Genomic DNA, 22,554 nt, shown 5'->3' with positions numbered 1-22,554 from the left:
TGCGTATTCCGGCCCAACGTGACCGCCGATTCCGTTTGATCGTGACCGCCCATGCCGGGTGAACGTGACCGGCGATTCCGTTTGATCGTGACCGATTTTGGCCTTCCGGCCGGAATCGGTGGTCACGATGCCGGAAATCGCGGTCACGTTCCCGGAATCACCTCAGCCGCGCTGGAATTTCTCAACCCCAACAGGCATAGAGCCGCCCTTTTACTTTCGAAGGGGGCGACATGCCGGCAAAGAGGAGTTCCATGCGACACATCACCGAGATTCTGCGCCTCAAGCACGAGGCGAAGCTCAGCCACGAGAAGATCGCCCGGGCGCTGGGCGTCTCCAAGGGCGTGGTCAGCAAGTACGTGAGCCTCGCCCAGGCGAAGGGCGTTGCTTGGCCGCTGCCCGGGGCGATGGACGAGGCGGCCCTGGAGCGGTTGCTGTTCCCCGCCCCCACGGCCCCGGCGCGCTTCGTGGAGCCGGACCTGCCGCGCCTTCACCACGAGCTCAAGCGCAAGGGGGTGACCCTGCAGCTGCTGTGGGCCGAGTACGTGGCGACCCACGGCGAGGCCGCTTACCGTTACAGCCAGTTCTGCCACCGTTACCGGCTCTGGCAGGGCCAGCAGCGGCGCAGCATGCGCCAGGTTCACCACGCCGGCGAGAAGCTCTTTCTCGACTACTGCGGCCCCACCGTTCCGGTGATCGACCCCGCCACCGGCGAGCTGCGCCAGGCGCAGGTGTTCGTCGCCGTGCTCGGCGCCTCCAGCTACACCTACGCCGAGGCCACCTGGACCCAGGCGCTGCCGGACTGGATCGCCTCCCATCAGCGCGCCCTGCGCTACTTCGGCGGCACCCCCGCGCTGTGGGTGCCGGACAACCTGCGCGCGGCGGTGAGCCAGCCCTGCCGCTACGCCCCCGAGCCCAACGCCACCTACGCCGAGCTGGCCCGCCACTACGGCGCCGCCATCCTGCCGGCGCGCCCTTACCAGCCGAAGGACAAGGCCAAGGTGGAGGTGGCCGTGCAAGTCGTGGAACGGTGGATTCTGGCCCGGCTGCGCCATCGCACCTTCCACTCCCTGGCGGCCCTCAACCAGGCCATACACGAGCTGCTGGAGTCACTCAACGGCCGCCCCTTCCAGCGCCAGCCCGACAGCCGCCGCGACCTGTTCGAGTCCCTCGACCGGCCGGCCCTCAAACCCCTGCCGCTGGTGCCTTACGAGTACGCCGAGTGGAAACAGGTCAAGCCCGGCATCGACTACCACGTCGAGTTCGGCGGTCGCCTCTACAGCGTGCCCCATGCGCTGGTCGGCCAGGTGCTGGAGCTGCGCGCCACCGCCACCAGCATCGAGGTGCTGCACCGGGGACACCGCGTCGCCGCGCACCCGCGCCAGGGCGCCGGCCGCTTCTCCACCCTCCCCGAGCACATGCCCAAGTCCCACCGCGAGCACCGCCAGTGGTCACCGGGGCGCTTCATGAACTGGGCCAAAGACATCGGCGTAGCGACGCTGCACGTGGTCGAACACCAGCTCAACAACCGGCCCCATCCCGAGCACGGCTACCGCGCCTGCCTGGGCCTGCTCAATCTCGCTCGGCGCTACAGCCGAGCGCGGCTGGAGGCGGCCTGTGCGCGGGCCTTGGCCATCCAATCACCGTCCTATCGCTCCGTCAGCTCCATCCTCGACAAGGGGCTCGACCGCCAGCCGCATGAGGCCCATGACGAGACCGCCGCGGCGCTGCCGGCCCACGGCAACGTGCGCGGTCCCGACTACTACAACTGAAACCCGTTACAACAGGAGACAAAACCATGCTCACCCAGCAAACCCTGGACAAGCTCCACACCCTGCGCCTCACCGGCATGCGCGAGGCCTTCGAACAACAGCTCGAACAGCCCGCCACCCACGATCTCTCCTTCGACGAGCGCTTCGCGCTGCTCGTCGACCGGGAGCTGCTCTACCGCGACAACCGCCGCCTCAGCCGTTTGCTCAAGGACGCCAAGCTGCGCCTTGCCGCCTGCATCGAGGATATCGACTATCGCCACCCCCGCGGCCTGCATCGTCCCCCAATGGCCGCGCTCGCCGAAGGCTCTTGGCTGCGCGCCCATCACAATCTCTGCCTCACCGGCCCCACCGGCACCGGCAAGACCTATCTCGCCTGCGCCCTCGGCAATCAGGCCTGCCGCCAGGGACTAGCCGTCCGTTACCTGCGCCTGCCTCGGCTGCTCGAACAGCTCGCCGTCGCCCGCGGCGACGGCTCCTATTCCCGGCTCATGAACCAGCTCGCCCGCACCGACCTGCTCATCCTCGACGACTGGGGCATCCAGCCGCTCACCGCCTCTCAGCGCAACGACCTCATGGAGTTGATCGAAGACCGCCACGGCCTGCGCTCCACCCTCATCGCCAGCCAGCTGCCGGTCGAGCACTGGCACGACTACCTCGGCGAGCCCACCCTCGCCGATGCCATCCTCGACCGCCTCCTGCACAACGCCCACCGGCTACCCCTGACCGGCGAGTCGATGCGCAAAACCACCGCCGGCTTGACCCAACGTGACCGGTCCAAGTAAAAAACCAACCTCCAGCGCGGCATGAGATCCCCGGCGGTCACGATCACCGGAATCAACGGTCACGTTCGCCGGAATGCGCAATAGGGTAGACCGCAATTGGCAAAGGAGACATACGGTCCCTTCTCGAAGACGACGATCTCGCACCTTTCGCAGAGTCTGCGCGCACGGGCCGCGCAAGTAGCTCCGCCGGCGACGCCGCCAACGATGAGGATACGTTTCTTGGCTGGATTCATGGCCTCAGTTCTCCGTAGAGGAAAGGGGACGAGCTCGACGCCTTGAGTATCCGCGTCTTGGAAAAGGCGGTGCCTGCATATTAGGAATGCGTAAGTGCTTTTTTTACACAACCGGGTTAGGGATGGGGGGCGGTCATGGCCGGCTCGGAGGGATGCAGTTCCGCTGAGTCGCGCTGCTCCCAGCGAGAAAGGAGGGACGCTAAATCATAGCCCGATTGGATCAGTTTAAGGCCGCGATCGGCCATCATCAGTCCCATGATGATCACTAGGATGCCGGATACACGAACTAGCAGATGGATAGTGTTTCGCGACAAGATGCTCGCAAACAACCCGAAGCCGAGCAAAGGAAGCAGGGTGCCCAAACCGAAGAAGAACAGGATAGTAGCGCCTTCCCGCGGGCTGCCGGTGCCGGCGGCCATGATGTACATGGCTTGCAGAGGGCCGCAGCCGAGCAATAGGCCGGTCAACAAGCCGATGACCAGGGGATTGTGCTGCTCACGAACTTCTTTCGCCACGCCACGGACCATAAAACGCGGGAGGCGCAAGGTAAAATATCGTAAAAAGGCAAAGACATTGAGCATCTTCAGACCGTAGATCACCAAAAAAAGGCTCGCTGCGAGAGCGGCTATGCCGCGCATGTAAGCTGTGATGGTAACCAGCGAGCCCAGTAGGCCGAAACCGGCTCCGATCAGGACATAGGATGCGGTCTTGCCGAAGGCATACAACAGATGCGCAGCGGCCAACCTGGCAACAGTGCGCGGGGCGACTGCCGTTGAATAACTCACGACGAAGCCGCCGCACATACCGATGCAGTGAAAACCGGTAAGAAAACCGATCGTGAACAACATCGCGTAACCGACTTGGGCACTCATCTGCTTCATCAGGCCCGGCATCAGGCTCTTGCCCCAGAACGCCACGCCGCCTACGACCAGCAGCAGAAGGAAGAAGATCAATCCATTCAGCGCATAGTGCTTCAAGGACCGTTTGGCAATTTTGGCAACGCGATAGCCCTTTTCCTCGATGGCCCGGCGTATGCGTGGTTCGCTGATGAACGCGTCATCGAATTCGACTTCGGCCCTTGCAGTGGGATAGCTGGCCTTGGCCCACTGTATACCCGGCAGGCGACGTAAGGCCTCCTCGATGATTTGCTCGCAACCCGTGCAATGCATGTCCTCGATGCGGAGTTGGATCCGTCTGTTTGCCATGCTGCTTACCTACCTGGGTATCCAATGGACCTGCCCCTTCGGGGACCTGGCGTTCATGGCGCCAATTTTTGCACCACCACAAACGCGCCATGCAGGTCGCCTTCTCGGTAACCAGTGGCTAAGTCCTGGGGATACAACTCGCTGAGCTTGGATTTGACCGCCGGTCCGATCGCGTCGCCACGGCACCCCAGGCAGACCCCCTCGATCGGTATCGCTTTCATGAAACGGAACTCGTTGCCAACGACTTTGGCATAGCTCAAGTTCGCGGGGTTTTCACCGGCAATCTTGCGGTTCTCGAAATCGTTTAACACTTGGCTTTGCCATTCGGTCGGCGCATTGTTGATGTTGCGATATTTCAGACTGACGCGGCTGACCTGCATTCCACTCTGGGCGGAAACCTGGCTGGCGATGGCCGGCGCCTCAAGCTGGCACACACTCAGCGCGTCGACCTGTCTGCCGGCTCGCAGCGCCGCCTCCAGTGCGGCTTTCAGGGCGCTGCCGAGAGTCCGGACCGCAGCTTTGGCTTTCTCCACCAAAGCGGCCTCATCAACCGGGGAAGGTGCTCGGACAGATTCAATACGATGTGCCTGTTCGGCTTTAGGGATTATGGCGCCTGCCTGATCCTGCTTCCCGCCAGCAATGCAAGCCAACGCCACGACTGCCAAACCGATCATCAAGAACCGTTGTTGCATCCCGATTCACTCCTTCATTATGCCTAAAGCTTGCCCAAAGCCCGGTTGCGTCGATGGGCAAGCTGCGCTTTACCCGAGGCACTGTACCTCCCAGCCAGACACGCTCGACGTGCGGGATCAGGCAATCGTCGCGCCAGGCGTGCTCACAGCGCTGTGCGGGACTACGCCGCTGTGCCGCGTGGCGCCAATAGCCTGACGGGGCGATTCATTTATCCGGATGAATAAAGGAAATTTGAGGTGTCTCCATTCTGGCGCATTAGAGACTTCTAATCTAGATGCCGCCGTGAAAAATACAAGCTGTTGGTGCGCTGCAAGCGAACATTAAAAGCTCCAAAAGCCCAGTTAGGGGCCCAAGTGCTGGGAACTGAGACTCCCGAGACTCGGAATCGCCATGATGATCCTGGCCATCCAGCTCATTTCCGTTGAGAATGAAATCGCGATGCTCCGCGCCGGCGGCCTAACGTCCTGCCTGTTGCAAGCTTCGCTGGATTGCTGATCCGGTGCAGCCTGATGCTGTTGGGCTATCTAGTTCGCCTGATGTAGCGAACCGGCTTTCTTCCCTCCCATTGTCGATAGCGTCATGGACGTTCCCTACCGGCCTGGTTAGATTATCGTCTAATGGGAAATGGCGGCGGCCAAAACAACAAGGTGTCATATGGTAATTTACATGAGCTTTGAAGGTTTTTTCCGATGGTTGGACAGCGAACTGCCGAAGATCAGTCCTTTCAGGGATCCCCTCCTCTTACGACTCGTTCTCGCCGTCATTCCTGTCGTTTTCTTCGCCATCGACGCCCTATACGACATGCCCTTCTTCTATGGGCTGGCCCTGCCGTTCTATTGGCTGTGTTTAGCCCTCTATGCTCTCGGGCTGCTGCGATCCGTGGCGATTCTGCATCAAGTCTCTGCGGAGCTTCTGATCGTCTTGGTGATGATCGTGACGCTGATCGATGGGAAACCCTTAAGCGGCGCGCTGGTGGCCTGGTTCATCGGACTCGGTCTCTATGTGTCCTTTACGATCATCCGAAAGAACCGGGAAAAGATTGAAGGCCTCATCAAGCAAACCAAGACAACCGCCCTCCTTATGGTAGGGAGCGAGATTCGGGAGGTTCCAACTCATACGGTGCAAAAAGACGATGTGCTGATCGTACCCAAGGGTAGCGTTGTTCCGGTGGACGGCATCATCATCGAAGGTCGATCGTCCTTCGACGAATCGTCGATATCCGGCGAACCGTTCCCGATTCATCGAATACCAGGTGACGATATCCTATCGGGCACCTTTAACCTGTCTGCACCCATCCAGATTAAGGCCACAAAAAGCGGCGACGACTCTTTCATTAGCGTGATTACCGCAGAAATCGAGAAAACACTGCAGTACAAATCCACGCTTCAAAAAAGAGCCGACGCAATCGTCCAATATCTCCTTCTGGGCGTCAGCGGTTATTCGTTCTTGTTGCTCTTCGTCAGCGGCAGTTTGGACCTCATGGCTACGGCACTTTCCGTTCTTTGCCCCTGCGCCTGGGCCCTTGCGACACCAACGGCATTCGCTTCTGGTATTGGCCGCTCTGCCCGGCTCAATATCCTGGTGCGGGGCGGGGAGCCGCTGGAAACGATGCATGAGGTCAAGACTGTCATTCTCGATAAGACCGGCACGGTCACGCTGGCAGTGCCCGAGGTCCATCAGATCGTCGCGATGAAGACCACCGAAGCAGAGCTTCTGGAAATCGCCGCGTCCCTCGAGTCGCGATTTACCAGTCCGGTCGCGCGTTCCATTGTCAATTATTGCAAAGACCTTGGGATCACTCGGCTTAGGCCGGTGCGGGACGCCGAAGACTTACCCGGCAGAGGCGTTAGGGGCCGCCTCGATCATTGCGAAATACTGATCGGAAGTCCGGAAACTTTGGAAATGCAGGGAATCCAGCTGCCTGAGATCAAGTATGTCGGTCGGACCATCGGCCTGGCGAAGGACGGAGAGCTCATGGGGATGGTCATCATTCGTGACGTCGTCCAAACTGCCATGGAAAATCTCGCAGCAAGTATCCGTTCTTTTGGAGTCGAACGTGTCGTTCTTGCCACCGGCGACCATGAGGAATCGGAAGCCAAGCGCGTCGCCGCGCTGATCGGAGCGGACGGCTACCATTTCAATTGCAGGCCGGAAGATAAAGCGGCATTGGTTCGGCAATGGCAGTCGTTCGGAAAAGTAGCGATGATCGGCGACGGCGTGAATGACGCGCCTGCGCTGGCCGCCGCCGATGTAGGGATCGCCATCGGGGGCCACAAGAACATCGGCCTGTCTATTGCTTCGTCCGATATGGTTATTCTTGGTGAGGATGCCAACGATCTGATCCAGATTCTCCAGATAAGCCGGAAAATGCGCCAGATTATCAAGCAGAATTACACGTGGGCGATCTCCTTCAACGGGGTAGGATTGACACTGGCAACCTTTGGATTATTAAACCCTGTGCTCGCTGCGTTTCTGCACCATATCAGTTCGGTATTAGTAGTCGCCAATGCAGCTCGACTGTATTTGGGACGCTGGGAGATCGTTCCTCGACAATACATCGAGCCTATCGTGCTGACCCTGCGCGGCAGCCGCCTTTGGCGCACCGTAACGAAGATCTCCTCAAACGCGCAGCAACCCGCCGTCAGTCTAGGCGGCGAAAACACCGACTAAAAGGTATTTCGGTCTTCTAGAGCACATTTTCCCAGTGAACCAGAGAACCTTGCTTCGACATCCGCCATCTGGCAGTATCGGAGTCCCGGTTTGAAATCAGGCGAGCGGATGTCGGACATGACGGACAGCCAGAGAACCGTTCTTGAAGTACGAGATCTGTCGGTGTCTTACGGGGAAGACAGGATCATTCGCGATCTTTCCTTCTCGGTCGTACAAGGCTCCGTTTTCGTCATCCTCGGGCCCAATGGGGCTGGCAAGACGACATTGCTCCGGGCGCTTCTCAAGCTCGTCCCCTATGAAGGCGAGATCACTTGGCATACCCGTAAGCTCAGTTATCTCCCACCCCAAGAGTTCGTGCAACGGCGAGACATTCCGCCGCTCGATCTGGAAGAATTCTTCCGTTTCAAGACGCGCGACGTCGCTGCCATGAAGCGGATGTTCACTGAGGTTGGACTGGACGATGCGCTGCTTGCTCGTCCGTTTGGAACGCTTTCCACCGGTCAGTTCCAGCGGATGCTGATCGCCTGGGCGCTGGTGGACGATCCCGAGGTGCTGTTGCTGGACGAACCCACTTCTGGCATCGATATCGGCGGAGAGGAAACGATTTATACGCTGCTGCAACGCTTCCGCCAGACTAAGCCTTTGACCATTCTACTGGTCACCCACGACCTGCATGTCGTTTGGGAACACGCACAGACGGTTCTCTGCCTGAATCGGCACAAGTTGTGCTTAGGTGCCCCTCAGGAGGTGCTGACACCGCAACAGTTGCGGACACTTTACGGCACTGGCGTCAAATACTACGAGCACCAGCACCCATGAACGGCAATCTTTTCCTGGCATTCCTTCTGAGCGGCGCAATTGGGGCCCTGGCCGGATATCTTGGCTCGCTGATGCTCAGCAAACGCATGGCGCTGGTGGGTGGCGCGCTGGGTCACCTGACCTTGCCGGGCATCGCGCTCGCCCTGCTCTATGATTTCGACGTCTCCCTCGGCGCGCTGTTATTCTTGGGACTCGGGGTCTGGTTGATCTGGTATTTGGAAAAGAAGACCCACTTGCATCTCGAGAGGCCCTTACTGCGGTCGTATTTTCGACTTCCCTCGCGGTTGCGTTCCTCTTTCTTCCTCAAGAGAAAGCGGAAATCGCATTGCTCGGCGATGTTTCCCAGATCAAGGTTTCGACGGTGTTGGTCACGCTGGTATTGGCATCCGGTCTTTACCTGACGATTCGCCGCATCTATCCGAATCTGGTGCTCGTCGGCATTTCACCGGATCTCGCAGGAGCACAAGGCGTGGATGCACGCTGGCACAACACGATCTACCTCATCTGTGTCGCTTTGACCGTCGCGCTCGGCGTACGCATCGTGGGAGGATTGATGACCGCTGCGTTGCTTGCGATCCCGGCCTGCACGGCAAGAAACCTCAGCTCGAATTTGGCGCAATACGCCTTCCTCAGTATGGCGGCCGGCGGGCTCTCCGCGATGCTGGGCGTTGTTGCCTACGCCGTCACCGGCCTTTTTCCCGGCCCACTGATCATCATCGCCAGCGGGCTTCTGTTTCTGGTCTCGATTTTCCTGAAGCAACACGCCGTAACCCCCCGTTCTTAGATCGGACTCGGATCGGGATGGTAATCACGGCGAAATGGCGACCGCTTATGGAGCCGCGACAGCTATCGAAAGAGCGTCCTCATGACGAAAGCCCTATTCACAAAGTCAGTCTTATTGGCCGGTTTGCTGGTCGAGGCGATACACCGCTGGTTCGATGCTCAGCTAAGCGAACACGCCCGTCACGCCATTCCCGGCCATCCTCACTCGCGCATGCATGCATGGCAATTAACGCCTGGTCCGTCATGGGGAAATCCGGCCGGGCGTGTTCTTGCGCCACCGCGACTGCCCGCAACGGATGGCACGTGACCGGTGCCGGGTAATCAGACGAGAAAGACATCAAAGACAACGATAGCGTGGGTCGGGGTCAGTAATGAAAATCGAATATCAACCGATTGGGACTATCCATTCTACCTTCACGGAGCCCACAGGCATGCCGATTCAACCCGCCGGGGCACTGGGAATTCAGGGAACCGTGGAGATCTTTCCCGAGTATCGCGCGGGCCTTCAAGACCTCGACGGTTTCTCTCATATCATTCTCCTTTACCATTTCCACAGGAGCCACGGCTTTGATTTGCGCGTGATTCCCTTCATGGATACCGAACCTAGAGGGCTTTTCGCGACCCGTGCGCCGAACCGCCCCAATGCCTTAGGCTTGTCGGTGGTGAAGCTGCTGGACATCCAAGGTTGCACCTTGCCTATCGCCAACGTTGACATCCTTGACGGCACGCCGCTGCTGGACATTAAGTAACCTAGCAGAAATAACTTGAACAATAGCCTTTTAGCCGCCGAGATCGCGAGGCTTGAGCCGATAGTTCCACTCGCCATGGAACTCGTCGCGTTCAATGGCCAGTTCCGCGAGTTCCTGGTCGGAGACTTTAACTCCTGCCGGATAATCCCGGTCGTCGAGTTGTGCCTGGATGCGCAGCCCTTCGGTGGTCGTCGTGTTGCCAATCAGGTTCACGACAACCTCCCGACTGACCAAAGGACGACCACGCCAGTTCTGGGTGATGTGACAGAACATCCGGTGCTCGATTTTGTTCCACTTGCTAGTGCCGGGCGGAAAGTGACAGACCTGGATCACCATCCCCAGTTCGTCGGCCAGTTGCTGCAGCTCAACCTTCCAGAGCCGCACACGATAGCCGTTACTGCCGCCGCAGTCGGCGGTGATCAGCAGGCGACGCGCGGCCGGATAGAGTGGCTGGCCCATCTCGCGCCACCACCGGCGGATACTCTCAACCGCAAATGCCGCCGTGTCGTGGGTGATCCCAACACTGACCCAGCCCTGGTTGGCGCCCACGTCATACACGCCATAGGGCGCGACTTTACCCAGTTGCGGATCGATGAAGTCGTAGACGCGTACGCCCTCCGGCCGACCTTTCGGCTGCCATTCGCGCCCGCCATTCTTGAAGTCCCCGACCAGTTCTTTCTTTTTGGTATCAACCGAGACCACCGGATCGCCCGCCGCCTGATACTGCGCCGCCGTCGCGGCAATGTGGCTGAACTGCGCATCACGATCGGCCTGCTGACCCCCTTCGTGAATCTTCCGGGTCGCTTGCAGACTGTAGTCCAACTGCGCCAGCAAATCACACACGGTGCGCTGGCTCACCTGATGACCTTGGGCCACCAATTCCTTGGCCAAACGCGGCGTACTCTTGCAGGTCCAACGCAACGGCGACTGCGGGTCCCCACGCGTCGTCGGTTCGACCAACGCATCCAGGTCGCGCAACAGCGTTGGGTCTTTGGCCGTCAGCTTCTTGCGCCCACCACCCTTGGCCCGAACACGGCCCATCCTCGCCGTGACTGGCTCGCCACCGGATGGCGCCATAGCGAGCTCGCGCAGACCGGCATAGATCGTCGTGCGCGACAAACCCACCGCGCTCGCTACGGTACTGACGCCCCCATGGCCGAGGGTAAGCGCCTCAACCGCTGCCCACAACCGCAGCGTTGCTTCGTCCAGACGGCCGGAAAGCGCCAGAAATTTTTCCTCAATCACCTTGGTGGCGTCCATGCACAAAGCGTAGGCACAGACCGCTCACTGTTCAAGTTATTTCTGCTAGGCTCCTAAGCCATATGTACCGGATTTCGACGGTCCCGCGCCGGTCCGTACGGGCTGGTTCGAAGAACCCATAAAAACCATTACCCAAAGAAAATCCGACGGGCGCTTCACCGCACCGCCGTCACACAGCGGCGTTGTGATCTCGCCAGACCAGAAGACCGGAAATGACCACGGCACAGGCGACAAGCAGGAAAGCAGCCATCAAATCATTCAAAAGCTCGGGCGCGAACATCAGCAAAACGCCCAGACCCAACATCATCAACCCCGAAACGAGCTTGAGCAAACGTCCCTCCCGTTCGCCGAGCTTCTTCGTTCCCATCGTTCGGATGAACAAGGCAACGATTACGAGCAGGGGCACCACATAAATGAGGTTGTATAACAACAGATACACGTAATATTCCGGACCGTTCAAGTGGCTCAGAGTCAGAATGCGCGTATAGACCATCGGAAAACCGGCCGTGCACAAGAGTTCATAACTATTGGCGGCGATTGCCAGAACCGCGGTGCTCACCATCATGGCTGGCCATTGCCCGGCTTCCACCACATGTCGCATTTTCTCGAAGAGCCGAGGTTTGAGGCTGGCAGGAATCGAGAGACTGAAGCCACGACCGAAATAAAAATAATCCTTGATGTTGACCGCCCCTATTGCCACGGCAATCAAACCGGCTAGAAAAGTGACCACAGCCAGCTCCCCGATGAGCAGAAACAGGTTCAACCAAGCCGCCATAAAAACAAAGTACATGACGCCGGAAAAGAATACGAACAGTCCGCCGATCACCGCCATACGCTTCGGGTCCTGGCTGCGGACCAACAGGCTCATCAGAAATAGGAGCACGAAGAACGCGCACGGGTTGAAGGCGTCCAAGCCGGCGATCAGCAGGGTCAAGACCGGGAGCGAATGTTTTCCGGGCTCGATTTCGCCGAGGATGGGCAAGCTCAGCGTCGGCGAAGGCGTCGTGGGGGACACTTGGCCGCCAGCATTCTGACGGCAGGCCAAAAGCTCCGCCTCTAGCCGACGGCCGGTGCTTTCCGGACTGCCGAAACCAGTCCACATCGTCCTGCAGAACAGGAAAGCCGGTACGGAGATGGCTTGCTGTCCTAAACGCTTCGCCATCTCACCGAAGAGTTTGACGTTGTCCTCGCTTGCCGTAAGCTCGTAGCGGTGGATTCGAAGCCAAGCGTGTTTTTTTTCCAGTTGCGCGATGAACGGCAAAGCCTCCTGGCAATGCGGACAATAACGGGTCCAGAAGAAATGGAGGTGGACCACGGTTTGTCCCTTCGGGTCGGTCTCGTACCAAAGCGGATCCGGTATTTTCACCTCGGCGCCAGCCGAAGACACAGATCCCCACGCCAATAGTACGCAAAGCAAAAGAACGACCGCCCTCCGCATCACGTCACCGCTCAGGTTCGCCTGGCGAGGCAGCGTTCAAAGGCGGGAAGATGATGGTCCCGGGACGCGGATTGGAGATTTTCCAGCACGCGGCGCACATCGGGCTCAGCCGTCGTTGCGATGAGCCGCTCGTACATGCCCATGTTTTCCTTCTCCGCCTCGAGCCCCCGCCGGCAGGCCTCCTCCAGAGTGTCCGGCGCTTGCACTTTCTCTGGCCAATGATCGTCGGGAATGGCGCAACCATGGCTCCGGAATAGCGCGACGAGCGCGGCGACGTGCCGCTCCTCGGCTTCAAGGATATTGGAGAAAGGGCGGACCGCGCCGAACTTCTCGATCATCTTTTGGTACGTCGCGCGGGCCTTGTATTCGTCTTCCAGAGCCTCGTTCAGCCGATCTTGCAGGGTCGTTTCCATAGGAATACCTCGTTGCGATCCGATTTAAGGGAAAACATGCGGGTCGATGCCTTCACATTCGGCCTCCGGGTGGTGTTTCTTGATGACCTCCTCGATCTCCGTGACACGGTCCCACGGCGTATCGACCATCATGAGAATCTCGCCGTTTTCGATGGCGTCCTGGAATTTCTGGATGCGTCGGCTGCTAAAGGCGGCTCCCGCCATGCTCGACATCAAGCCGCCCACACCGGCTCCCGCCAGGGTGATGGCCAAGACGGCGCCGCCGCCCAGCACCAAGCCGGTCGGCAAGGCGAGAGCGATCAATCCGCCGACCAGCCCCACCGCTCCACCCAGGGCGATACCCTGTTCAAGCGCGGGCAAAAAGTCGGTCTTTTGCAGGAACGATGCTTCGGGCAGGTCTTGGAGCGATACATTCTGTTTGGCGATTATATGGATGTGTTTTTCCTCGATACGGGAGAGCAGCAGTTCGTCCACGATCTGCTTGGTGATCTCGATATTCGGGGTCAGGAAATAGATGCGTTTCATGATGCATTCTCCATTTGGGAGTCAACTGATAAGCTAACTGGGCACAATGCCGCTTCGGCGAGATTGCGCCGATTTTGCAAAGTTTACTCTAGCATATGCTTATAGAGCCGAATCAAAAGAGCCGCGTCGTCATCGGCCAAGGCCAGCGTAGTACCTCGCAAGCTGCTGGATTTCCTCACAACTGAGAGTTGGCCTGAGTGTCGAGGGGGCAGTCGTTCGCGCATGTTTCCGATAATTCCCGCCGATGTGATGACAGAGCGTTGACTGACGACCAGGGCTGCATTTGCTTTGGTTTATTGGTATTTCCCCAGGATTCCGGACCGGGTTGCCTGTGTATCTGAAGCGGCTTTGGCAAAAACGGACAATTCCGGGACTTCCTGCCTTTCGTCGAACACCTGGGCCTGCTGAGCGTCATCGAGAACACGTAACGGGCAGGTTCGGCACCGCCAGGGACATGAACGTGTCATCAGTTGCGTTTCCCCCGGCATCCGTGGAAACTCCCGCGCTTCTCGAACGACTGGGAAAGTATGGACACCGCAGATTCGGTTTTCGGAGGACTCGTCTTCGTGTCCGCCGCTCTCTGGAGCATCATCCTGGCGCTGCCGTGGCTCCCCTGGCTCAACCGTGAAGTGCTGCGAACCGTGTCCGGCGGGCATTTCTACGATCTGGACGATGTGACGGTGGTGATCCCGGCGCGGGACGAAGCCGAGGTGATTGGGCAAACCCTGGCCGCGCTCAAGGATCAGGGCAGCGGTCTGCGCGTGGTGCTGGTCGACGACGGCTCGACGGACGGCACCGGCGAGGTGGCCGGGCACGTGGAAGGGCTGGCCCTTACCGTCCTGCGGAATGAGTCGCTGCCGCCGGGCTGGAGCGGGAAGCTGTGGGCGCTGGAACAGGGGGTGGCGCGGGTCGGCACCGAATACACGGTACTGCTGGATGCCGACATCCTGCTGCAGCCGGGCGTACTGGGCGCACTGCGGGAAAAGATGCGCAGCGAGGGCATCCAGTTCGCGTCCCTGATGGCCTCGCTGCGGATGGAGAACTTCTGGGAAAGGCTGCTGATGCCGGCCTTCGTCTATTTCTTCAAGATGCTGTACCCGTTCGCCCTGGCCAATTCGCCGGACCGCCGCTTCGCCGCGGCGGCGGGTGGCTGCATCATGCTGGAAACCCGGCTGCTGGAACGGATCGGCGGGTTTGCCGCGATCCACGGCGCGCTCATCGACGACTGCACCCTGGCGAAAAAGGTGAAGGCGACGGGCGCGAGGACCTGGATCGGACTGTCGCGCGAGGTGGTGAGCCTGCGCCGCTACGACACCTTGGCCGACGTGTGGGACATGGTCGCCCGCACCGCCTTCACCCAGTTGCGCTATTCGGCCTGGCTGCTGGCGCTGTGCACGCTGCTCATGCTGATCCTGTTCTGGCTGCCGCCGGCGGGCCTGTTCGCATCCGGATACGGGGTAACGCTCGCCGCCGGATGGGCGGTGCTGCTGATGGCGGGCACTTATGTACCCACCCTGCGCTTCTATGGCAGAAGCGCGGCCTGGGGGTTGCTGATGCCCGTCATCGCGGGAGCTTATCTGGCCATGACCTGGAGTTCGGCGCTGCGCTACTGGCGCGGCGAGCGGAGCCGCTGGAAAGGACGCGTCTACTCGAGCGAAGACGAAACCGGCTGAGGCGGCAAGCGGCTGCTCAGCCACAGCGCATAGCCCAGGTAACCGACCACGGCCAGGTTGATGCCCAGGGTCGAGAGCTTGAGCCAGGACACGCCTTCGGCCAGTTCGTAGAGCTCGAAAGGAATGTAGATGCCGCCGCTGGCCACGCCGAACCATTCGGCCCAGCGCCGCTCGCGCCACAAGCCATAGGCCTCGATGAAGCGCAGCGCGGCATAGCCGAACGCCAGGGCGGCCAGCCCCCAGAGCCGCTGGTCCGACAGGTTCTCCAGCAGATCGAGAAAAATCCGGGGATAGCGGCTGGCCAGGTTGAGGTGGGTATGCCGCACCAGTTCGTCGACGACGGGCTCCAACCCGTGATGCAGCAGCTCGACCACCCCGAAGCCGGCCAGGAGCACGACGATGCCTTTGGCGGCTTCCATTGCGGCGACGACGCGGACACCGTGCATGCCCTGCGTCATGAAGCCTCCGCCGCATCGGTCGCCGCCACGGCCTCCCCCTGTTCGAGTTCCCAGCGGCGGAAATCTTCGAGGTCGGACTTCACCTGCCTGAAGGTCCAGGCCAGCAGGGCGGCATCGTCGGCGAAACCGAGGCTCAGGATGAAATCCGGGATCAGGTCCACCGGCATCACGAAATAGACCACGGCGGCGACGATCAGGCTGAGGCTCTGCCAAGGCAGGGAATACCGCCGCTGGCCACAGGCTTTCAACAGCCGCAGGGAGGCCAGGAGAGAATCGCGCACCTCGCTCAGCGGCCCCTTTTTTGCCTCGGCCTTCCGGGATGCCCTGTCCAAAAGCGACGAGAGTTTTCCGGGATCGCTTGCGTATTCGTTCGCCTTGGATCGCGCCTTGGCGAACGCCGCACTGTCGTGGACGGTCTTTTCGGTGAGTATCATCGGTTCGCCCTCTTGCGCGGCGGTCCCGGCTTGACAAGGCCTGAGCCCAGGAGCATCGTTCCCCGCCACTTAGGTTTTTCCAGATTCTACCCCCGATGAACGACCAGAACACCGGCCTGCGCGTGGAATGGGATCCCGCTATGATCCGCAAATACGACCGCAGCGGTCCGCGCTACACGTCCTATCCCACCGCCGACCGCTTCGTGCCGAGCTTCAACGCCGCGCGCTACGAGGAATGGCTGCACCGGCGCGCTGCCCAGCAGAATCCTTCGCCGCTGTCGCTGTATTTCCACATCCCCTTCTGCCAGACGGTCTGCTTCTACTGTGCCTGCAACAAGATCGTGACCGCCAACCGCGAGCACGCCGGCAAGTACATCGACTACCTGGAAAAGGAAATCGAACTGCAGGCAAGGCATCTGGGGCGGCATCGGGAAGTCCGCCAACTGCACTGGGGCGGCGGCACGCCGACCTTCCTGAACCACGAACAGATGCGCCGGCTGATGCAGGCCACGCGCGAGCACTTCGAGCTGGCCGAGGGCGAATATTCGATCGAGATCGACCCGCGTAAGGTGGACGAGGCCACCATCGCCCTGCTGCGCGAAATCGGCTTCAACCGGATGAGCTTAGGGGTGCAGGACTTCGACCCCGAGGTGCAGAAGTCCGTCAACCGCATCCAGAGCGAGGCGGAAACATTGCGCGTCCTCGATGCCGCCCGCGCCGAAGGTTTCTGCTCGGTCAGCATCGACCTGATCTACGGCCTGCCCAAGCAGTCGGTGAGCGGCTTCCGCCACACCCTCGACCGCATCCTGGCCGCCGATCCGGACCGGATTTCGCTCTACAACTACGCCCACCTGCCGCATCTGTTCAAGCCGCAGCGCCAGATCCGCGACGAAGACCTGCCCAGCGCCGACACCAAGCTGGAAATCCTGCAAAACGCGATCGCCCACCTGACCGGCGCCGGCTATATCTATATAGGCATGGACCATTTCGCCAAGGCGGACAACGAGCTGAACCTGGCCCAGCGCGAAGGCCGGTTGCAGCGCAACTTTCAGGGCTACTCGACCCACGCCGACTGCGACATGGTCGCCATGGGCGTCACCGCCATCGGCAAGGTCGGTCCCAGCTACAGCCAGAACTTCCGCACGCTGGAGGACTACTATGCCCGGCTCGACCAGGGCATCCTGCCCATCATGCGGGGATTGGAATGCGATGACGACGACCTGCTGCGGCGCGCCATCATCCAGGCCCTGATGTGCCAGTTCGAGCTGGACTTCGTCCGGCTCGGCCGGCAGCATGGGGTGGACTTCGCCCACTACTTCGCCACCGAACTCGGCGAGCTCGAACCGATGGCGGCGGACGGGCTGCTGGAACTGGCGCCGGACCGGCTTACTGTCACACCCAAGGGACGCCTCCTGATCCGCAACATCGCCATGGCGTTCGACCGCTACCTGCGCCAGGACCAGGAGCGGCGGGCTTATTCCAAGGTCATCTGACGCTCGATTCCGTCACACTTCGGGGTGGTATCATCAGGCCGGACCGTCTCCCTCACCCAAAGGGACAATACCGTAAGGTTAAGAAAGACTTGTCGTTCCGGCAGGGAGTGCCAGAACCCAGAAGCCAGGGATGGCGAAAGCACTTCACGTCCATGTGACCTGGGTACCGGCAGTCCATGCCGGTATGACGGCTTAACCTAGCGGCATTGCCCAAAGGAGGAGCACGGCATTCGCTGCGCGACTTTCACGTAAATGCCCGAAGGTGTGAACGATGTACGACCATCTCGAGACCGCCGACCATCCGGAGAACCTGAAGCGCGTGGTCATCGACCCGGTGACCCGCGTCGAAGGCCACGGCAAGGTCACCCTCCTATTGGACGACGACAACCACGTCCGCCAGGCCCGGCTCCACATCGTCGAATTCCGCGGCTTCGAACGCTTCATCCAGGGCCGCCCCTACTGGGAGCTGCCGGTGCTGGTCCAGCGGCTGTGCGGCATCTGCCCGGTGAGCCACCACCTCGCCGCGGCGAAAGCCATCGACCAAGTCGTCGGCGTGGACCGGCTCACGCCTGCCGCGGAAAAGCTGCGCCGGCTGATGCACTTCGGCCAGTTCCTGCAGTCGCACGCCCTGCATTTCTTCCACCTGGCGACGCCCGACCTCCTGTTCGGCTTCGACAGCCCGGCCGGTCGCCGCAACATCTTCGAGGTGCTGAAAGAGTATCCGGACGTGGGGCTGGAAGGCGTCCGCATGCGCAAATACGGCCAGGAGGTGATCCGGCTGATCTCCGGCAAGCGCATCCACGGCAGCGCCGCCATCCCCGGCGGGATGAACAAGGCCTTGACGGGGGAGGAAAGGGATTTCCTGCTCCAGGACATCGACACGGTCCTCGGCTGGTGCCGCAATGCGCTCGCGCTGATCCGCAAGGTCTACCTCGCCAACCGTGAGTATCACGAACGCTTCGGCCTGATCCGTTCCAATTTCATGGGGCTGATCCGCGACGACGGCGCTTTCGAAATCTACCACGGCGGCCTGCGGGCCAAGGACGCCTCCGGCCGGACGATCTTCGACAAGCTCGACTACCGGGGCTACACCGGCATGCTGCGCGAGGAAGTGCGGCCCTGGTCCTACATGAAATTCCCGTACATCGAAGCGCTGGGCAAGGAAGACGGCTGGTACCGGGTCGGACCGCTGGCCCGCATCAACAACTGTGACTTCATCCCCACCCCCTTGGCCGAAGAGGCTCGGCAGGATTTCCTGGCCCAAGGCGCCGGCGGACCGGTGCACGGCTCGCTGGCCTTCCACTGGGCGAGGATGATCGAAACGCTGCACTGCGCCGAGAGCATCCGCGAACTGCTGCACGACCCGGAGCTGCTGGGCACCGACCTCGTCGTCCACGGCGAGCGCCGGCCGGAAGGCGTCGGCGTGATCGAGGCGCCGCGCGGCACCCTGTTCCACCATTACCAGGTCGACGAAAACGACCTGGTCACCCGCGCCAACCTGATCGTCTCCACCACCCACAACAACCAGGCGATGAACGAGTCGATCCGCCAGGTGGCCGCCGAATACCTCGACGGCCGGACGATCACGGAAGGGCTGCTGAACCACATCGAAGTCGCGATCCGCGCCTACGACCCCTGCCTGTCCTGCGCCACCCACGCGCTGGGCAAGATGCCGCTGGTCATCGAGCTGATGGACGCCGGCGGCGGGATGCTGGACCGTCTGCAAAAGCGGGCGGACGGCACGGTATCGCGCTGAGGTGGCGGGGCTGCTGATTTTCGGCTACGGCAACCCGAGCCGGGGTGACGACGCGCTCGGGCCGCGGTTCCTCGAAGCGCTGCAAGAACGCTTAATCGGCTCGCCAGGGGCGGACATCGAATTCCTGCAGGATTTCCAGCTCCAGATCGAGCACGCGCTCGACCTCGCCGGACGGGACCGGGTGCTGTTCGTGGACGCCCATGTCGGCTGCCCGCCGCCGTTCCGGTTCGAGCGGATCACGCCCCAGCGTGACGACAGCTACACCACCCACGCCGTCAGCCCGCAAGCACTGCTGGAAGTCTACCGGCGCCTCAACAGTGAAGAACCGCCGCCCGCATATCTCCTGAGCATCCGCGGGGAGCGGTTCGGCCTGGGGGAGAGCCTGAGCCGGGCGGCGGAATCGAACCTGGACTCCGCGCTGCGTTTCGCCGAAGCGCTGGTCGGCGAAACGCCAGGCACCGGCTGGGATTCCCTTTCCCGTTGAGCGGGGTCAGAAATACGGCTTTTCCTTGGCCTGATTGTAACGCTCGATGCTGCTGGTGATTTCCAGCCGTGCCTCGTCGATGTCGCCCCAGCCGTTGATCTTCACCCACTTGCCCGGCTCGAGATCCTTGTAATGCTCGAAGAAATGGGCGATCTGAGCCAGTTGCGGCTCGGGAATGTCGCGGTAGGACTTGACCTTGGAATACAGCGAAGAAAGCTTGTCGACCGGCACGGCCAGCACCTTGGCGTCACCGCCGGCCTCGTCCTCCATCTTCAGCACGCCGATCGGCCGGCAACGCACCACCGAACCGCTGAGCAGACGGCAGGGCGCGATCACCAGGACGTCGACCGGATCGCCGTCCTCCGACAAGGAGTGGGGGACGTAGCCGTAATTGCACGGATACTGCATCGCCGTGCCCATGAAACGGTCCACGAACAGCGCCCCGGTTTCCTTGTCGACCTCGTACTTGACCGGATCGCTGAACGCCGGGATCTCGATGACGACGTGGATGTCCTCGGGCACCTGCCTGCCGGAACTGACTTTCATCAAAGCCATGACTTCTCTCCAGAAATGAGCAAATAACTCATTATATCAGTCAGGAAAAGCGATGATGGCGGCAAAAACCATGGGTGGGTCGCTCGATGCCGTCAGCCAAACGTGGCTCAACAGGGGCAGCGCAGTGTCGCATGCTCACGACGGCATGCATGATCCCAAGGCTACCTCTGCGGCGATCGAGACTTGCAGCAAATAGGAGTAATCGTCCCCAGAGGTTCGCAACTTGATGATTTTCCTTGATACGGCTCGTATGGGCACGTATGACGGTCTCCTGAAATGAGGATTCGGACGCTGTTTCCATGACAGCGGCATGACCAATGCTTGCACAACAGGTGGAACATAAATCCCCGTCGCAGGCTCAAACCTTCGAGCCCAATCCGGGTCAGCGACTTGCCCGCGATGGTGGACCCATGCTCGGCACCGACAACACCGACACTTCAAAAGGGGACTTCCCATGAAAAGCCTTAATAACAAAAACCTTCTATTGCTCGCCCTGCTCCAAACTCCCGGCTGGACCCATGCCTATTCCGTGGATAACGGGAACGTCTACGACGGCAACGGCCAAGCCGTGCAGTTGCGCGGACTCAACTGGTTCGGCTTCGAAACCGCGGACCACATTGCTCACGGCCTGTGGGCGCGCAACTGGAAGGACATGATCGCCCAGATGAAATCCCTGGGGTTCAACGCCGTGCGGCTGCCGGTCTGCCCGGCTACGCTCGAAGGCGTCGCCGTCAACAACTTCAATTCGACGCTGAATCCCGATCTCTCCGGCAAGAATTCGCTGCAAGTCCTGGATGCCGTCATCGCCGAATTCGATCACCAAGGGTTTTACATCCTGCTCGACCATCACCGGCTCGACTGCAACGACGGTATATCGGAACTTTGGTACAGCCCGGCCTACACCGAGCAGCAGTGGATCGGCGACTTGAGCTTCATGGCGAACCGCTACAAGTCCCTTCCCCATTTCCTGGGCATCGACCTGAAGAACGAACCGCACGGCGCCGCCACCTGGGGCACCGGCAACGTCGCCACCGACTGGAACAGCGCGGCGGAGAAAGCCGCCGCGGCGGTGCTCGCCGCCGCGCCGGACGTGCTGGTATTCGTGGAGGGCGTCCAGGAAAACCCTTCCTGCAGCGGCAGGATCGACCATTGGTGGGGCGGCAATCTGGAACCCCTGGCCTGCCATCCCCTGACCATCCCGGCGAACCGCTTGGTGCTGTCGCCCCATGTCTACGGGCCGGACGTCTACGCCCAGCCGTATTTCGCCACTTCCGACTTCCCGGCCAATATGCCGGCCATCTGGAACGCCCATTTTGGCCAGTTCAAAGACGAGGGCTACACCATCGCCATCGGGGAGACCGGCGGCAAATACGGCCACGGCGGCGATGCCAAAGACAAGGTGTTCCAGAACGCCCTGGTCGATTACCTCGTCGGCAAAGACATCAGGCATTTGTTCTACTGGGCTTGGAATCCCAACAGCGGGGACACCGGCGGAATCCTCCAGGACGATTGGACCCATGTCTGGCAGGACAAGGTCGACCTGCTGAGCCGCTTGTGGGGTGCTGCGACGCCCTCGCCGACGCCATCGCCGACTCCCACACCTGCGCCGGCTCCCGCCTGTGCGGACGGAATCGACAACGACGGCGACGGAGCCACCGACTATCCCGCCGATCCCGGCTGCTCCTCTGCCGCCGACACCGACGAATCCAACCCGGTCACTACGCCTGCGGAGCAGAGTCTCCCGGCTAAGCTGACGGTCAGCTCCGACTGGGGCACGGGCTATTGCACCGACGTCGCGGTGACCAACGGCACTTCCACCACGGTGAAATGGAGGACCTCTTTCGCCGTACAGGGAACGATCAACAACCTGTGGAACGCGGCTTACACTCAGACAGGAAGCCAAGTCGACGCCTCCGGCCTCGCCTGGAACGAAACGCTCCAGGCCGGCGCCACCGCCACTTTTGGATTCTGTGCCGACCGGCCCGCCCCCACGGCGGCATGTGCCGACGGTGTCGATAATGATGGCGATGGCCTCAGCGATTATCCGGCCGATCCGGGTTGCACCTCCGCCGCCGACACCGATGAAACCAATCCGGCCGCAGGCGGCCTGAAGACGACGCTGACCGTTCAATCGGATTGGGGCGCGGGCTATTGCGCTCAGGTCGACGTCCGCAACTCCGGTTCGGCACCGATCGTCTGGCAAGTCAGCCTCGCCATCGAAGGCACCATCGACAATCTCTGGAATGCCGTCTACACCCAGTCCGGAAACCTGCTAACCGCGAGCGGCGTCGACTGGAACAAGACGGTACCCGCCAACGGTACGGTTCAGTTCGGATTCTGCGCCGTGCGTTGAAGCCGGAAG

The 22,554-nt window shown here is 60.9% G+C and carries 20 protein-coding genes and 2 pseudogenes; 12 read left to right on the top strand and 10 right to left on the bottom strand.

Going from position 1 to position 22,554, the window contains the following annotated elements:
• The first annotated feature begins 230 nt into the window (after positions 1-230).
• Together istA and istB are read left to right on the top strand one after the other, a co-directional pair.
• On the top strand, positions 231-1,769 hold the full coding sequence (gene istA, locus ABZN20_RS13830; protein ID WP_367025277.1) for an IS21 family transposase: 1,539 nt from the start codon (positions 231-233) through the stop codon (positions 1,767-1,769).
• 26 nt (positions 1,770-1,795) lie between these two features.
• Entirely contained in the window at positions 1,796-2,551 is a 756-nt protein-coding gene (istB, locus tag ABZN20_RS13825; RefSeq protein WP_367025276.1) for an IS21-like element helper ATPase IstB, read from the top strand.
• Positions 2,552-2,631: 80 nt separating this feature from the next.
• Here istB and ABZN20_RS20080 read toward each other — a convergent pair.
• The 3 genes and pseudogenes from ABZN20_RS20080 to ABZN20_RS13815 all read right to left on the bottom strand — a co-directional run.
• Positions 2,632-2,784: pseudogene (locus ABZN20_RS20080) on the bottom strand (NAD(P)-binding protein); the annotation flags it as partial.
• Between the two features lie 116 nt (positions 2,785-2,900).
• The gene (locus tag ABZN20_RS13820; RefSeq protein ID WP_367025605.1) at positions 2,901-3,989 is read right to left on the bottom strand and encodes a sulfite exporter TauE/SafE family protein; all 1,089 of its coding nucleotides are present in this window, start codon (positions 3,987-3,989) and stop codon (positions 2,901-2,903) included.
• Positions 3,990-4,042: 53 nt separating this feature from the next.
• The gene (locus tag ABZN20_RS13815; protein WP_367025604.1) at positions 4,043-4,681 is read right to left on the bottom strand and encodes a Tll0287-like domain-containing protein; all 639 of its coding nucleotides are present in this window, start codon (positions 4,679-4,681) and stop codon (positions 4,043-4,045) included.
• 667 nt (positions 4,682-5,348) lie between these two features.
• Between ABZN20_RS13815 and ABZN20_RS13810 the strand changes: the two genes are divergently transcribed.
• The 5 genes and pseudogenes from ABZN20_RS13810 (at position 5,349) to tsaA (ending at position 9,703) form a co-directional block, all read left to right on the top strand.
• Positions 5,349-7,352, top strand: a complete 2,004-nt coding sequence (locus ABZN20_RS13810; RefSeq protein ID WP_218808198.1) for a heavy metal translocating P-type ATPase — start codon at positions 5,349-5,351, stop codon at positions 7,350-7,352.
• 90 nt (positions 7,353-7,442) lie between these two features.
• A complete protein-coding gene (locus ABZN20_RS13805) occupies positions 7,443-8,171 on the top strand; it encodes a metal ABC transporter ATP-binding protein (protein ID WP_255556624.1) in 729 nt (242 codons plus the stop codon).
• A pseudogene (locus ABZN20_RS13800) lies at positions 8,168-8,350 on the top strand (metal ABC transporter permease); the annotation flags it as partial. The gene ABZN20_RS13805 and the pseudogene ABZN20_RS13800, both read left to right, overlap by 4 nt.
• A 2-nt stretch (positions 8,351-8,352) precedes the next feature.
• Positions 8,353-8,955, top strand: coding sequence for a metal ABC transporter permease (locus ABZN20_RS13795; protein ID WP_367027568.1), 603 nt, complete (start codon positions 8,353-8,355; stop codon positions 8,953-8,955).
• A gap of 370 nt (positions 8,956-9,325) precedes the next feature.
• On the top strand, positions 9,326-9,703 hold the full coding sequence (gene tsaA / locus ABZN20_RS13790) for a tRNA (N6-threonylcarbamoyladenosine(37)-N6)-methyltransferase TrmO (RefSeq protein WP_367025603.1): 378 nt from the start codon (positions 9,326-9,328) through the stop codon (positions 9,701-9,703).
• A gap of 30 nt (positions 9,704-9,733) precedes the next feature.
• Here the strand turns inward: tsaA and ABZN20_RS13785 are convergent, their stop codons facing one another.
• The 4 genes from ABZN20_RS13785 to ABZN20_RS13770 all read right to left on the bottom strand — a co-directional run bounded on the left by ABZN20_RS13785 (position 9,734) and on the right by ABZN20_RS13770 (position 13,339).
• Positions 9,734-10,963 (bottom strand): ISAzo13 family transposase, encoded by a 1,230-nt coding sequence (locus ABZN20_RS13785; protein ID WP_367025221.1) that lies wholly within the window; start codon positions 10,961-10,963, stop codon positions 9,734-9,736.
• Positions 10,964-11,132: 169 nt separating this feature from the next.
• Positions 11,133-12,329, bottom strand: a complete 1,197-nt coding sequence (locus ABZN20_RS13780) for a TlpA family protein disulfide reductase (RefSeq protein WP_367025602.1) — start codon at positions 12,327-12,329, stop codon at positions 11,133-11,135.
• An 83-nt stretch (positions 12,330-12,412) separates the two neighbouring features.
• A complete protein-coding gene (locus ABZN20_RS13775; protein WP_367025601.1) occupies positions 12,413-12,814 on the bottom strand; it encodes a ferritin-like domain-containing protein in 402 nt (133 codons plus the stop codon).
• Between the two features lie 24 nt (positions 12,815-12,838).
• Positions 12,839-13,339, bottom strand: a complete 501-nt coding sequence (locus ABZN20_RS13770; protein WP_218808202.1) for a DUF1269 domain-containing protein — start codon at positions 13,337-13,339, stop codon at positions 12,839-12,841.
• A gap of 527 nt (positions 13,340-13,866) precedes the next feature.
• On the opposite strand from ABZN20_RS13770, the gene ABZN20_RS13765 reads away from it, so the two are divergent.
• Positions 13,867-15,012, top strand: a complete 1,146-nt coding sequence (locus ABZN20_RS13765; RefSeq protein ID WP_367025600.1) for a glycosyltransferase — start codon at positions 13,867-13,869, stop codon at positions 15,010-15,012.
• Here ABZN20_RS13765 and ABZN20_RS13760 read toward each other — a convergent pair.
• Positions 14,985-15,470 (bottom strand): DUF2127 domain-containing protein, encoded by a 486-nt coding sequence (locus ABZN20_RS13760; RefSeq protein ID WP_218808208.1) that lies wholly within the window; start codon positions 15,468-15,470, stop codon positions 14,985-14,987. The two genes, ABZN20_RS13765 and ABZN20_RS13760, sit on opposite strands and share 28 nt — an antisense overlap.
• Positions 15,467-15,904 carry a YkvA family protein gene (locus ABZN20_RS13755; RefSeq protein WP_218808209.1) on the bottom strand — a complete coding sequence of 146 codons (438 nt, stop codon included), beginning with the start codon at positions 15,902-15,904 and terminating at the stop codon, positions 15,467-15,469. Before ABZN20_RS13755 ends, ABZN20_RS13760 begins: the two co-directional genes overlap by 4 nt.
• A 95-nt stretch (positions 15,905-15,999) precedes the next feature.
• On the opposite strand from ABZN20_RS13755, the gene hemN reads away from it, so the two are divergent.
• From hemN to ABZN20_RS13740, 3 genes are all read left to right on the top strand, one after another.
• Positions 16,000-17,397: an oxygen-independent coproporphyrinogen III oxidase gene (gene hemN / locus ABZN20_RS13750; protein WP_218808210.1), complete on the top strand. Its 1,398-nt coding sequence runs from the start codon at positions 16,000-16,002 to the stop codon at positions 17,395-17,397.
• A 271-nt stretch (positions 17,398-17,668) separates the two neighbouring features.
• The gene (locus tag ABZN20_RS13745) at positions 17,669-19,153 is read left to right on the top strand and encodes a Ni/Fe hydrogenase subunit alpha (protein WP_218808211.1); all 1,485 of its coding nucleotides are present in this window, start codon (positions 17,669-17,671) and stop codon (positions 19,151-19,153) included.
• A 1-nt stretch (position 19,154) separates the two neighbouring features.
• On the top strand, positions 19,155-19,637 hold the full coding sequence (locus tag ABZN20_RS13740) for a hydrogenase maturation protease (RefSeq protein WP_367025599.1): 483 nt from the start codon (positions 19,155-19,157) through the stop codon (positions 19,635-19,637).
• 6 nt (positions 19,638-19,643) lie between these two features.
• On the opposite strand, the gene ppa is transcribed toward ABZN20_RS13740, so the two are convergent.
• The gene (gene ppa, locus ABZN20_RS13735) at positions 19,644-20,192 is read right to left on the bottom strand and encodes an inorganic diphosphatase (protein WP_218808213.1); all 549 of its coding nucleotides are present in this window, start codon (positions 20,190-20,192) and stop codon (positions 19,644-19,646) included.
• 454 nt (positions 20,193-20,646) lie between these two features.
• Here ppa and ABZN20_RS13730 point away from each other — a divergent pair, with 454 nt between their 5' ends.
• The gene (locus ABZN20_RS13730) at positions 20,647-22,545 is read left to right on the top strand and encodes a cellulase family glycosylhydrolase (RefSeq protein ID WP_367025598.1); all 1,899 of its coding nucleotides are present in this window, start codon (positions 20,647-20,649) and stop codon (positions 22,543-22,545) included.
• The last annotated feature ends 9 nt before the right edge of the window (positions 22,546-22,554 follow it).

The sequence above is a fragment of the Methylococcus sp. ANG genome (assembly GCF_040730495.1).
Classification (GTDB): domain Bacteria; phylum Pseudomonadota; class Gammaproteobacteria; order Methylococcales; family Methylococcaceae; genus Methylococcus.
This window is presented reverse-complemented; position numbering and strand designations above follow the sequence as displayed.